Below are 12,728 nucleotides of genomic sequence, written 5' to 3'. Positions count from 1 at the left end.
AGGGTCTGCTCACATAGCTCCATTCATCAAGCGCAGCAACTCTCGATCACTTCACGCACCAGCGCGTCGGGCGCCGACCTCATCACCGCCTTGCCGGGACCATCGATCAGCACAAAGCGGATTTCACCGGCTTCGGATTTCTTGTCGACCCGCATCAGCTCCAGATAGCGACCAGCATTGTCCTGGACATCAATGACCGCTGCGCGCACCGGCAAGCCCGCTCGCTCAATCAGCTTGCGCAGACGCGAGACAAAGCTCGCCTCCACCAGGCCAAGACGCTGGGACAGCTCCGCTGCCATCACCATGCCTGCCGCCACACCCTCACCGTGCAGCCAGTTGCCGTAGCCCATGCCGGCCTCGATCGCATGACCGAAGGTATGGCCAAAATTGAGAATCGCGCGAAGACCCGCTTCCTTCTCGTCTTGCCCCACGACCCAGGCCTTGATCTCCACACTTCGCTTGACGGCATGGGCGAGCAAGTCGCGATCGCGGTGCAGCAGGCCATCCATGTTCCGCTCAAGCCAGTCGAAGAACTGCATATCGGCAATAGGGCCGTATTTGATGATTTCCCCCAGACCTGCGCTCAACTCGCGCTCGGGAAGGGTATCGAGCGTAGCCAGATCGCAGAGCACCAGTTGCGGCTGGTAGAAGGCCCCAATCATGTTCTTGCCCAGCGGGTGGTTGATGGCAGTCTTGCCTCCCACCGAGGAATCGACCTGGGACAGCAGCGTGGTCGGCACCTGTACAAAAGGCACACCACGCATATAGCTGGCAGCAGCAAAGCCCGTCATATCCCCCACCACACCGCCGCCCAGTGCAAACAGCACCGTCTTGCGGTCGCAACCATGCTGCAACAGGGCATCAAAAATCAGGTTCAGAGTCTGCCAGTCCTTATGGGCTTCACCATCGGGCAACACCACCTCGTGAACCTGGGCGTATTGGCCGCTCAAGGCCTGCTTGAGCGCAGACAGATAAAGCGGGGCCACCACATCATTGGTCACGACCAGAGCTGCCGCCGCCTTGGGCAATGCCTGCCAAGTGGAGCTCTGGGCCAGCAAGCCTTCTGCAATCACGATGGGATAGCTGCGCTCTCCCAGATCAATATGCACCGTTTCCACGTTCAACCTCTCTCAAAATACATAGCAGGAACCACACGCAGTGTATTGACCAACAAGCTTTTCAGCGCAATCAGGAATGCTGACCGAGCTCAATCTGCATGGCCACTCGCTGAGCCACCTGCGTGGCGGACAGGCCGCTGCCCGCCACCACAAAATCCGCCACTTCCTTGTAGAGCGGATCTCTGATGGCATGCAAATCCAGCAAGCGCTGCAAAGGATTGTCCACTTGCAGCAAGGGACGCTGCGTATCCCGCTGCAGGCGCTTGGCAATTTCATGCGGTGATGCACTCAGATAGACCACCTGTGCATGCTCGGCCAGCTCTTGCCGGTTTTCAGTCTTCAGCACGGCACCGCCACCTGTGGCAACCACCGTTTTCTCAGGTCGCGCCAGCAGCGCTGCCAGCACCTCCTGCTCTACATCCCTGAATCTGGACTCGCCTTCCTTGGCAAAAAAATCGCGAATCGTGCAGCCGATATGCTCCTCGATGGCCACATCCACATCCACGAAAGGCATGGACCAACGCTTGGCCAAATAGCGTCCGATGGTGGATTTGCCGGAGCCTGGCAAGCCCACAAGGGCAATATGAAATTTTTTTAGAACAGTCATCGCGTTACCGTCATCCGCCAATCTGGCCAGCCCATGATTCTCGCAGCCCGCAGATATTACAAATGAAAAGGCCCGCATCAACTCGTGCGGGCCCTATGTAAAAACTGATAACCGTTATTTGCTGGTGCTGCGCGTCTGGCTCAGCATCTTGGGAGTGATGAAAACCAGCATTTCACGCTTGCTCGAAGCCTTGGTATTACTACGGAACAAATGCCCCAACACAGGCAGATCTCCGAACAGCGGCACCTTGTTGAGCTGGTTGGTCTCCTCCAGTTCAAAGATGCCGCCGATCACCACGGTGCCACCATTTTCGACCAGCACCTGGGTCTTGACATGCTTGGTATCAATGGCGACGCCCTGAGTCGTGGTCTCGCCGCGGCTGTCCTTGTTCACATCCAGATCCAGAATGATGTCGCCTTCAGGGGTGATCTGCGGAGTCACCTCCAGCTTCAGCACCGCCTTCTTGAACGCAATCGTCGTGGCGCCGTTCGGCGCAGTCACGGAATACGGATACTCCGTGCCTTGCTCGATCAAGGCCTTGTTCTGGTCTGCTGTCACCAGACGGGGGTTGGAGATGATCTTGCCGTCACCTTCAGCTTCCAGAGCGGACAGTTCCAGGGACAGGAAACGCGACATCGAGCTATTGAAGACCGAAAATGCGACCTGCCCCACAGTGTTGATTCCCGAAATACTGGCTGGCAAATTGACGAAATTGCCACTGGGGAACTTGGTGCCCGTTCCTGAGCTGCTATCAGGCAGGAACTGGGACGATGTCATGGCGGCGTTGCTGCCGACAGCACCTCCGCCAAACTTCACACCCAGCGAACGGCCAAAGGTATCGCGTGCCTCCACAATGCGGGCTTCGATCATGACCTGGCGTACTGGCACATCCAGCGTTGCCAGCAAAGCCTTCATTTCTTCCAGCTTGGTCGGCGTATCCGTCACAAACAACTGATTGGTGCGTGGCTCGGAAATGGCGGAGCCGCGCGACGACAGAAAGCGCGTGCTGGACCCTGTACCGCCTGCACCACCGCCGCCTGTCGAAGTCGTGATCTGCTGCAGAATGTCCGCCGCCTTCGCATAGTTGAGCTGGAAGCCTTGCGTGCGCAGAGGCTCCAGCTTCTGGATCTCCATGGCCGCTTCGTAGTCACGCTTGGTACGTGCATCAATCTCGTCCTTGGGAGCGATCCAGAGCACGGAGCCGGACTTGCGCATACCCAGCCCCTTGGCATCCATGATGATCTGAAGAGCCTGGTCCCAAGGGACATCCTTCAGACGCAGAGTCAAGGCACCTGTCACCGTATCCGAAGTGACGATATTGAAGTTGGTGAAGTCCGCGATGACCTGCAGCAAAGAACGCACTTCAATGTTCTGGAAATTGAGCGACAGCTTTTCGCCGCTGTAGCCCGGGCCTTGCGTCAACTTGCTGGTGTCGACCTTTTTCTGGCGCACTTCCACCACGAACTGATTGTCGCTCTGGTATGCGCTGTGCTCCCAGTCCCCCACGGGGTCAATGCGCATCCGAACACGATCACCTTGCTGAGTGGTCGAGATCGTTTGCACGGGCGTGCCGAAATCTCCCACATCGAGCTTCTTGCGCAAATTTTCAGGCAGGGCTGTACGCAGGAAGTCCACCGTCAGGCCCTTGCCCTCCTGCCGCAGATCCACCCCAACCTGGCTGCTGCCAAGGCTCACTACAACCCGGCCGGAGCCATCGCTACCACGGCGAAAGTCGATACCGCGAATCGGAGCTGCATCAGAGGCGGCCGTCTTGTTCTCGAACACCGGAGCCATGACAGGAGCCGCAGCTGCTGCGGTTGTCGCCGCACCTGCGGGATCAAGCAAGATCAGCAAAGATTTGCCCTGGCGCTGCAAGCGATAGGTCGTAGCCGTCCTCAGGTTCAATACCAGACGTGAGCGACCCGATGCTTCCACCAGATTGGCCGAGCGCAGATTGCCCTGATTGAATTCAAGCAACGACTTGCCTGAGCCATTGCTCACACCCGGAAAATCCAGAGCGATACGCGCAGGAGACTGAACCACGAATCCGGTCGGGTCTGCAGCCAGCGGTTCGGACAACTCAACACGGACGACCTCGGAGCCTGACTGCAAAGCGCCTGTAACAGCCTCGATGCGGGCTTGCGCCCAAGCTGCCGAAGAAAGCAAAAGGCCGCTCAGGGTCAGACCCCAACGGGCCTTCGCCATAGTGCTGCGATTAATACCCATCATTTGCCAACCTCCTGCAACTCCAAAGTGCTTGTTCTTTCAATCCAGTCACCACCGCCATCCTGGATAATTTCTCTTAGCTGGATGGAGTTTTCCGTAATCTTGGTGATCTTTCCGTAGTTCTGCCCCAGATAGTTGCCGACACGTACCTGATAGAGCAGTCCGCCGACTTTGACCAAGGCCGTGGGCACGTTCTTTTTGTCGAGACTGCCCACCATGGTCATGGTGTCCAGCGGCTCGGCCTCCAGCGGCTCCTTGCGGCGACTCAGCTCTGGCGTGAGCAACGCCGTGCTGATGTTGGATTGCGCAGACTCCTTGCGCAGCACCTGGATCAGCTTGAGCGGATTGAAGGGCTCCATGCCATCAGCCCCTGTATAGGCCTGGGGTTTGAAAGGCTTGGGCTCCTCCAGAGGAGTCACGTGAGGCCTGGCATTGGCACGCTCCTGGGCCATCCACTCACGCAGTTGCTCCTCCTCGGAGGAGGTACAGCCCGCCAGCAAAGCACTGCTCATCAGAACCAGCCAGACAGGGCTCAAGAATGCTCTGCTCATTTCTTCCCCTTGGCTGCGTCGCGCTGCGCCTTGACTTCGTCCGCATCCAGATATCGGAATGTCCGTGCCGTGGCATCCATGGACAGCACATCCGTGTCCTTGCCACCCGGGGTGATGGACAGATTGTTCAAGGTCACGATACGGGACAGGAAAGCGATATCTGAGGCAAAAGCACCGATGTCGTGATAGCGCCCAGTCACCTTCAGGGTGATTGGCAGCTCGGCGTAGTACTCCTTGGTCACCATGGCGCCAGGGCGGAATACTTCAAACTGCAGACTACGTCCCAAGCCCGCCTGGTTGATATCGGAAAGCAGAGCAGCCATCTCCGCCTTGCTGGGTAGTTGCTTTTCCAGCTGCGTCACATACTGCTGCACCTGCTCGCGCTGCTTCTTCAAGCCCTCCAGACTCACCGCCTTGATCATTTTCCTGGAGTAGTCTTCGCGAAGAGTCACCTCGGTCGCACGCTCGGCGTCCAGCTCTGCCTCGTAATCTTTCAGGATGACGAACCACAGCAAGGCAGCGACAGCGACTGCAACAGCAACATACAGCAGTGCCTTGGGCAAGGCAGGCCAGGCCGAAGGATCATTGGGATCCAGATTCCGGAATTGACGCTGAACTCTGTCTTGCAGTGCAGCGAAGTCGATGTCCAGAGATTTCTTCTTTTTTGCCATTACTGCGCCTTCACAGGGGAGGTTGCAGCAAGCAGATTTTTCTCCGCATCGCTGGCCCTGGTCAGATTGAAGCGCAATGTGAATGCAGCTGCACGGCGCTTATCCTTGGCAGTCACATCAACCGTCTTGGCCACAATTTCCATCAGCTCCGGCTTGGAGAACCAGGGCGAGCCATCGGTCAGATTGCGCAGCATCTCGGAAATACGCTCATTCGACTGCGCAGTTCCCTGCATGGTCACAGACAGGCCTTCTTGCTTGATGCTGCTGATGTAGACACCGTCCGGCAGTTGCTTGACCAGCTCATTGAGCATGTACACCGGCAGATTGCGGTCGGACTGCAAATCCTCCACCGCCTTCTGCCGTGCACGCAGGGCGGCAATTTCGGACTCCAGCCCTTCGATTTCCTTGATCTGTGTTTCCAGGACCTTGATTTCGGAGCGCAGCAAATTGTTCTTGTTCTGCTGGCCCTCGATCATCATCTGGAAGTACCAGTAAATCAGTGCTGCGATCAGCAGTCCACCCAGTGCGCCCAGCACCATATTGACCTGAAACGCTTCTTTACGGCGCTTCTTGGCTGCTTCGCGGTGCGGTAAAAGGTTGATCAGTATCACTCTTGAAACCTCCGCATGGCCAAACCGCAAGAGGTCAGATAGGACGGCGCTTCACGCGCCATCCTCTTCAGACGCACGCCGCTGCCAATTTCCATGCCTTCGAAAGGATTGGCAAGACTGCAGGCACATCCAGTCTGCTGGCTGACGGCATCCACCAGCCCCGGCAAGGACGACGACCCACCTGCCAGCAAAACATGATCGACGCGGTTATAGGGAGTACTCGTGAAGAAGAACTGCAACGCTCGCGCCACTTCCTGGGTCAGGCTTTGCACGAAGGGCTTGAGCACACCAGCCGCATAGTCGTCTGGCAATTCGCCGCTGCGCTTCTTGGCTTCTGCCTCTTCCGGAGAAAAACCGTACTGGCGCGCAATCAGCTGGGTAAGCTGTGCACCGCCAAAGGCCTGATCACGCTCATACAGCACCTCGTCATTGCGAAGCACCTGCATGCTGGTAGTCATTGCACCTACCTCGAATAGCGCCACGACAGCGTCACGCCCGGCATTGGGCAAACGCGACACCAGGCGCGTTGCCGCCATTCGGGCGGCGTAGGGCTCGATATCGATCACTATGGGCTTGAGACCGGCTGCCTCGGCCAGGCCCTGGCGGTCCTGCACTTTTTCCTTGCGCGATGCCGCGATCAGCACATCCACATCGCCAGGCGCCACCAGCGACGGGCCTATGACGCAGAAATCCAGGCTCACCTCATCGAGTGAGAACGGAATGTATTGATTGGCTTCGGACTCGACCTGAACTTCCATTTCCAGCTCGGTCAAGCCGGCTGGCAAGGTGATCTTCTTGGTAATCACAGCAGCGGCCGGCAGCGCCATGGCCACTTGCTTTGTACGCGTTCCGCTTTTCTTGACCAGGCGGCGCACAGCCTCCGCCACCTCATCAAATTTCTCAATATTGCCGTCGGTGATCCAGCCTTTTTCAAGAGGCTCAATCGCACAACGCTCCAGTTGCCACTCGCCGGATTTGCTTTTGGCCAGCTCGACCAGCTTCACGCTGGAGGAGCTGACATCAATGCCAAGCAAAGGCGCAGGCTGACGGCTGAATAAAGAACTCAGAGCAATCAACATGCCCCCCCAGATTTGTAAGAATGGAAACAAAAGCCAGCAATACCCCGGGATCCTAGCAGCAAGCTATAGCAGCACATGCTTTGCTGCAGAGCTTTGCACCGTATTTCGTGGTCAAAAAAAGACAAACTTGTGTAACGTCAAACTGCAAGAACCTCAGCCCCTGCGCATACTGGTGCTTACCCTGTGATTTAGGATTCAATCAAAGCGCGGCCCCTACCCTGCCGCCACGATGCTTTTCCGGGCGGCATTTCTATAATGCCCTACCCCTTGCCAATACTGCGAAATGCCGCCATCAGAACATTCTGCTCACCAGGCACCTGCGCCTGGGTCTCAAACTCTCAAAAAACGCATGCACTGGCTGCCGCGTTCCATTTTCTGGCTGATCGGACTTGCCGCCGCCGCTGCCCTGGCCGTTTTGCTGGCCGTGGCCGTGGCGCTGGCCATGGCCTACCCCAATCTTCCAGACGTCTCCGAACTTGCAGACTACCGCCCCAAGCTACCGCTGCGGGTCTACTCCAGCGAAGGCGCTCTGCTGGGCGAATTTGGGGAGGAACGTCGTACCCTGACGCCCATCAACGAGATACCCAAGGTCATGACGGATGCGGTGCTGGCCATCGAAGACACCCGCTTCTTCGAGCATGGCGGCGTGGACTACAAGGGCATGCTGCGTGCTGCGCTGGCCAACCTGGGCAAGGTCAAGAGCCAGGGTGCCTCCACCATCACCATGCAGGTCGCGCGCAATGTCTACCTCTCTTCCGAGAAGACCTATACCCGCAAGATCTACGAAATACTGCTGACCTTCAAGCTTGAGCACTTGCTCACCAAGGAGCAGATCCTCGAGATCTACATGAACCAGATTTTCCTTGGCAACCGTGCCTATGGCTTTGCAGCAGCCTGTGAAGCCTATTTCGGCCATCCGCTCAAGGACATCACGGTGGCCGAAGCCGCCATGCTGGCCGGCCTGCCCAAGGCTCCATCGGCCTACAACCCGATCAGCAACCCCAAGCGCGCTCGCATCCGTCAGCTCTACATCATCGAGCGCATGGAGGAAAACGGTTTCATCACCGCAGAGCAGGCCAAGCAGGCCCGCGAAGAGCCGCTCAAGCTGCGTACGGCTGCCAATTCGACCCGCGTACATGCAGAGTACGTGGCTGAAATGGCCCGTCAACTGATCTTTGCCCAATACGGCAGCGACGCCTATACCCGCGGCCTGAACGTCTACACCACCCTCAATGCCGGTGAACAAGAGGCTGCCTACAAGGCTTTGCGCGAAGGCATCATGAACTACGAACGCCGCCAGAAGTACCGCGGCCCCGAGAAGTTCATCACTTTGCCCAGCAACGCTCAGGAGCTGGAAGACGCCATCGACGATGCGCTGGCCAACCATCCCGACAACGGCGATGTGGTTGCGGCCGTGGTGCTGGAAGCATCGCCGCGCAAGATCGTCGCGGCCCGTGCGGACGGTACCCATTTCGAGATCACGGGTGACAACCTCAAGCCCGCCGAATCCGGCCTCAGCCCCAAGGCACCGCCCAATATCAAGATCCGCCCCGGTGCCGTGATCCGCGCCATCAAGAACGCCAAGGGAGCCTGGGAAATCACCCAGCTGCCCGAAGTGGAAGGCGCTTTTGTGGCCATGTCCACGCAAACCGGCGCCATCCGCGCGCTGATCGGTGGTTTCGACTTCGAAAAGAACAAGTTCAACCACGTGACCCAGGCCTGGCGCCAGCCGGGCTCCAGCTTCAAGCCCTTCATCTACTCGGCGGCGCTGGAGCACGGCTTCTCGCCCTCCACCATGATCAACGACGCACCGATCTTCTTCAGTGCAGCGACCACCGGTGGTCAGCCCTGGGAGCCCAAGAACTACGACGGCCGCTACGACGGCCCCATGACCATGCGCACGGGCTTGAACAAGTCCAAGAACATGATCTCCATCCGATTGCTTCAGGCCATCGGCCCGAAGACCGGACAGGAATGGGCGACGCGCTTTGGCTTTGACGCCGCCAAACAGCCCGCCTACCTGACAATGGCCCTGGGCGCCGGCTCCGTCACGCCGCTGCAGATGGCGGGCGCCTATTCGGTGTTTGCCAACGGCGGCCACCGCATCAATCCCTGGCTGATTGCCCGCGTGACAGACCACAAGGGTCGCATCCTCTCCGAGTTCACCCCACCCGCGGTGAAGGAGCTGCCCCAGGCCATCCCCGAGCGCAATGCCTTCCTCACCGGCACCCTGCTCAATGATGTGGCACGCGTGGGTACGGCTGCACGTGCCCAGGCCACACTCAAGCGCCCCGACCTGTATGGCAAGACCGGCACCACCAATGACTCGGTGGACGCCTGGTTTGCCGGCTACCAGCCCAGCATTTCCGCTGTCTCCTGGATTGGCTACGACACCCCGCGCAATCTGGGCTCGCGTGAGACCGGTGGCGGCCTGAGCCTGCCCATCTGGATCAATTTCATGCAGCACGCACTCAAGGGCGTGCCGGTGGCCGAAGTCCAGACCCCGCCTGGCGTGGTCAATATGGGCGGCGACTGGTATTACGAAGAAAACGCACGCAACGGCGGCGTCTCCAGCCTCGGCATGGAAGGCGTCTCCGATCCTGGCAACGCAGGCCCAGGGGCCACCCAACCGCCGGCCGCAGAGGAGCGCAGCCGCATTCTGGACCTGTTCAGAAACTAAGCCCTCCAACAACAAAAAGCCTGCCTCTCATCGAGGCAGGCTTTTTTATTCCAGCACCCTGAATGTTCAGGCCAGGGCCTTGAACTCCAGAGCCATGCCCGACTGCTCGCTCGCATATTGCGTCAGATTGGCAAAGAACTCGCCAGCACCCTTGGTGTCCAGCCAGACTTTCTTGTCTTCGTCAAAACGATAGTGAAAGCCGCCAGCCTTGGCCGCCAGCCAGATTTCATGTAGGGGCTTTTGCTGGTTGATGACAATCTGGCTGCGATTGGCAAACACCAAAGTCACCATGCCGCCCACGCGCTGGGCATCAAGGTCGGCATCGGTTTCGTCATTGATGCGATCACAGCATTGCTCCACAGCCAGCAGAAGTTGGTCGGCGCGATCCAGATATTCAAGGTCAGTCATTACAATTTGCCCATGTTGAAAGCCAACCAAATTTTAGTCAGGAGCATTGCCCTTGCGGCTTGTGCGGCGTCCCTGGCTGCACTTTCCGCCTGCGGGCAAAAAGGCCCGCTCTATCTGCCTACAGATCCTGCGGCGCAGGGTCGCGCCACGCTGCCCGAAACACTGGGCATTTCCACCAAGCCTTCCAGCGCAGCAACACCCTCAACAAAAGCCACGCCGATAGAGGCTGACGAGATGCCCCGCACCGATGCCAAGCCCTGAGGCTTGATGCACATCAACATGGCGCCCGGACTTACTCTCTAGAGTGATGGCATCTTGTCCTTTGACAAACTGCCATGTCCATTGAGCTCTATCGCGACAAAAACCACGTCTGTCTGATGTTCACCGACCTCATCGAGGAGGACGGTCAGGCCATTCAGGCCAACCAGTTCCTGATTGTGGACAACGGCACGGGCGCCATCATCGATCCCGGTGGCAACCTGGCTTTCAACGAGCTGTTCATGGGCATGTCGCGGCATTTCCCGCCGCAAAAGCTCGCCTATCTGATTGCCTCGCATGCCGACCCGGACATCATTGCCTCGCTGGATCGCTGGATGAGCAGCACCCGCGCACAACTGGTCATCTCGCGCATCTGGGAGCGCTTTGCACCGCACTTCACCAAAGTGGGCAAGACGGAAAACCGCGTCATTGGCGTACCTGACTCAGGCGCGCGCCTGCCTCTGGGCCACAGCGAGCTGGTGCTGCTGCCGGCGCATTTTCTCCATGCCGAGGGGAACTTTCACTTCTACGACCCGATCAGCAAGATTCTGTTCACGGGCGACCTGGGCGTGTCTCTGACCACCGGCGCAGAAGCGCAGAAGCCCGTCACCGACCTCGCGCCCCATATCTCGCGCATGGAAGGCTTTCACCGCCGCTACATGGTCTCCAACAAGATTCTGAGGCTATGGGTGCAGATGGCACGACAGTTGCCCATAGACATGATCGTGCCCCAGCATGGCGCGCCCATCATGGGCAAACAGGCGATTGGCGAGCTGTTCAACTGGCTCGAAGGCCTGCAATGCGGAATCGACCTGTTCGACCAGCGCGCTTACCAGCTGCCTTCAGCAGAGATCGACCCGGTCTCGCGTCAGGTACGTCCGCCCCTGCGCGCTGTCGCCGGTTGATTGCCTCTGAGTGCACGCAGCACTCGCCAGCCAAGCAAGCTACCGAGAATGGCTGCATAAACAGCCACCTCGGCAAAATTGTTCTTGCCGGCACGCATCCAGAAAAAATGCAGCAAGGCCAGTGGCACCGCCACATAGACGGCGCGGTGCAGCCATTGCCAGCGCTTGCCGCCCAGAGCCCTGAGCATGAACTTTGGCGAGGTGGCAGCCAGCACCAGCAGCAGCAGCCAGGTGCTGAAACCAACCAAGATAAAGGGACGCTTGGGGATATCGGCCACGATATCGCCCCAGTCCAGTCCCATGTCGAACCAGGCATAGCAAAGCAGGTGCAGACAGGCGTAGAAGAACACGTACAGGCCCAGCATGCGCCGGTAACGCACCAGCAGATTCCAGCCGCCGACCTGGCGCAGCGGCGTCACCGCCAGCACGATACAGAGAAAGCGCAGGGTCCAGTCGCCCGTGCTGCGCAGCAGGGCTTCGGCCGGATTGGCCCCCAGCCCATCGGTAAACGCCGCATAGAACAGCCATGCGCAAGGCAGCAGGCACAGCGTGAAGACCAGCGGCTTGGCCCAGGGCTTGAGCAACCAGGCCTGCATCAGTAGAACTTCTTCAGGTCCATGCCCGCATACAGCGACGCCACCTGATCGCCATAGCCGTTGAACAGCAAGGTCTTGCGGCGCTTGGCGAACAGCCCGCCTTCGCCGATGCGCCGCTCGGTGGCCTGGCTCCAGCGCGGATGATCGACCTCGGGATTCACATTGGAATAAAAGCCGTATTCGTTGCGTGCCGCCTTGTTCCAGGCGGTGCCGGGCTCCTTGTCGGTCAGGCGGATCGCCACCAGCGACTTGGCACTCTTGAAACCATACTTCCAGGGAACGACCAGGCGCAGCGGCGCACCATTCTGGTTGGGCAGAACCTCGCCATACATGCCGAAGGCCAGCAGCGTCAGCGGGTGCATGGCCTCATCCAGCCGCAAGCCTTCGGTATAGGGCCAGTCCAGCACGCCACTTCTGAGTCCGGGCATCTGGGCCTTGTCGGCCAGGGTGACGAATTCCAAATACTTGGCGCCGGAGAGCGGCTGCACTTTCCTGAGCAGCTCGGACAGCGAATAGCCGACCCAGGGGATGACCATGGACCAGCCCTCCACGCAGCGCAGGCGATAGATGCGTTCTTCCATGGTCGCGAGTTTGAGCAGGCTGTCGATGTCCAGCGTCTGCGGCTTTTGCACCAGGCCTTCTATGCGCACCGTCCAGGGCCGGGTCTTGAGCGTGTGCGCATTGCGCGCGGGCTCGTCCTTGTCCAGACCGAACTCGTAGTAGTTGTTGTAGCTGGTCACGTCCTGGTAGCTGGTGGCAGCCTCCACGGTCATGGCGCCGGCCACCTTGCTGGCCGCTCCCTTCAGGGCAGGCAGATGCGCACGATCGGCCGCAGCCAGCGCGTCACGGCCGGCCCAACCTGCCAGGGTCGCACCCGCAGCGCCCATTGCCAGGGTCTGCAGAAAATCCCGACGCTGCAGGTATTGGGTCCGAGGCGTGATCTCGCTGCTCAGCGGATGTTCAAAGCCTTGGTTGCGGTGACGTATCAGCATAGGAATGCTCCCAAACGACGATCAAG

The 12,728-nt window shown here is 59.0% G+C and carries 13 protein-coding genes; 3 read left to right on the top strand and 10 right to left on the bottom strand.

The window, feature by feature from the left end; all coding sequences use genetic code 11:
- Positions 1-26: 26 nt before the first annotated feature.
- The 7 genes from aroB to P353_RS01085 form a co-directional block, all read right to left on the bottom strand.
- On the bottom strand, positions 27-1,124 hold the full coding sequence (gene aroB / locus P353_RS01115; RefSeq protein WP_034364378.1) for a 3-dehydroquinate synthase: 1,098 nt from the start codon (positions 1,122-1,124) through the stop codon (positions 27-29).
- A 64-nt stretch (positions 1,125-1,188) separates the two neighbouring features.
- A complete protein-coding gene (locus tag P353_RS01110) occupies positions 1,189-1,725 on the bottom strand; it encodes a shikimate kinase (protein ID WP_034364376.1) in 537 nt (178 codons plus the stop codon).
- Positions 1,726-1,839: 114 nt separating this feature from the next.
- The gene (gene pilQ, locus P353_RS01105) at positions 1,840-3,954 is read right to left on the bottom strand and encodes a type IV pilus secretin PilQ (protein WP_034364374.1); all 2,115 of its coding nucleotides are present in this window, start codon (positions 3,952-3,954) and stop codon (positions 1,840-1,842) included.
- Complete coding sequence (locus tag P353_RS01100; RefSeq protein ID WP_034364372.1) at positions 3,951-4,502, bottom strand: pilus assembly protein PilP; 552 nt, start codon at positions 4,500-4,502, stop codon at positions 3,951-3,953. Before P353_RS01100 ends, pilQ begins: the two co-directional genes overlap by 4 nt.
- Positions 4,499-5,173, bottom strand: coding sequence for a type 4a pilus biogenesis protein PilO (locus tag P353_RS01095; RefSeq protein ID WP_034364370.1), 675 nt, complete (start codon positions 5,171-5,173; stop codon positions 4,499-4,501). The genes P353_RS01100 and P353_RS01095 overlap by 4 nt, the downstream gene beginning before the upstream one ends.
- Positions 5,173-5,784, bottom strand: coding sequence for a PilN domain-containing protein (locus tag P353_RS01090; protein WP_034364367.1), 612 nt, complete (start codon positions 5,782-5,784; stop codon positions 5,173-5,175). Before P353_RS01090 ends, P353_RS01095 begins: the two co-directional genes overlap by 1 nt.
- On the bottom strand, positions 5,781-6,863 hold the full coding sequence (locus P353_RS01085; RefSeq protein ID WP_419186636.1) for a pilus assembly protein PilM: 1,083 nt from the start codon (positions 6,861-6,863) through the stop codon (positions 5,781-5,783). The genes P353_RS01090 and P353_RS01085 overlap by 4 nt, the downstream gene beginning before the upstream one ends.
- A 349-nt stretch (positions 6,864-7,212) precedes the next feature.
- On the opposite strand from P353_RS01085, the gene P353_RS01080 reads away from it, so the two are divergent.
- Entirely contained in the window at positions 7,213-9,543 is a 2,331-nt protein-coding gene (locus P353_RS01080; protein ID WP_034364365.1) for a penicillin-binding protein 1A, read from the top strand.
- A gap of 66 nt (positions 9,544-9,609) precedes the next feature.
- Here the strand turns inward: P353_RS01080 and cyaY are convergent, their stop codons facing one another.
- Positions 9,610-9,951, bottom strand: a complete 342-nt coding sequence (gene cyaY, locus P353_RS01075) for an iron donor protein CyaY (protein WP_003061987.1) — start codon at positions 9,949-9,951, stop codon at positions 9,610-9,612.
- A 12-nt stretch (positions 9,952-9,963) separates the two neighbouring features.
- Here cyaY and lptM point away from each other — a divergent pair, with 12 nt between their 5' ends.
- Both lptM and P353_RS01065 read left to right on the top strand, forming a co-directional pair.
- Positions 9,964-10,212, top strand: coding sequence for an LPS translocon maturation chaperone LptM (gene lptM, locus P353_RS01070; protein ID WP_034364363.1), 249 nt, complete (start codon positions 9,964-9,966; stop codon positions 10,210-10,212).
- A gap of 74 nt (positions 10,213-10,286) precedes the next feature.
- Positions 10,287-11,114 carry an MBL fold metallo-hydrolase gene (locus P353_RS01065; RefSeq protein ID WP_034364361.1) on the top strand — a complete coding sequence of 276 codons (828 nt, stop codon included), beginning with the start codon at positions 10,287-10,289 and terminating at the stop codon, positions 11,112-11,114.
- Here P353_RS01065 and P353_RS01060 read toward each other — a convergent pair.
- Both P353_RS01060 and msrP read right to left on the bottom strand, forming a co-directional pair.
- The gene (locus P353_RS01060) at positions 11,078-11,710 is read right to left on the bottom strand and encodes a sulfite oxidase heme-binding subunit YedZ (protein WP_034364359.1); all 633 of its coding nucleotides are present in this window, start codon (positions 11,708-11,710) and stop codon (positions 11,078-11,080) included. The genes P353_RS01065 and P353_RS01060 overlap by 37 nt on opposite strands.
- The gene (gene msrP, locus P353_RS01055; RefSeq protein WP_034364357.1) at positions 11,710-12,702 is read right to left on the bottom strand and encodes a protein-methionine-sulfoxide reductase catalytic subunit MsrP; all 993 of its coding nucleotides are present in this window, start codon (positions 12,700-12,702) and stop codon (positions 11,710-11,712) included. Before msrP ends, P353_RS01060 begins: the two co-directional genes overlap by 1 nt.
- Between the last annotated feature and the right edge of the window lie 26 nt (positions 12,703-12,728).

Source organism: Comamonas testosteroni, assembly GCF_000761245.1.
In the GTDB taxonomy this organism is placed as follows: Bacteria; Pseudomonadota; Gammaproteobacteria; order Burkholderiales; family Burkholderiaceae_C; genus Comamonas; species Comamonas testosteroni_C.
This window is presented reverse-complemented; position numbering and strand designations above follow the sequence as displayed.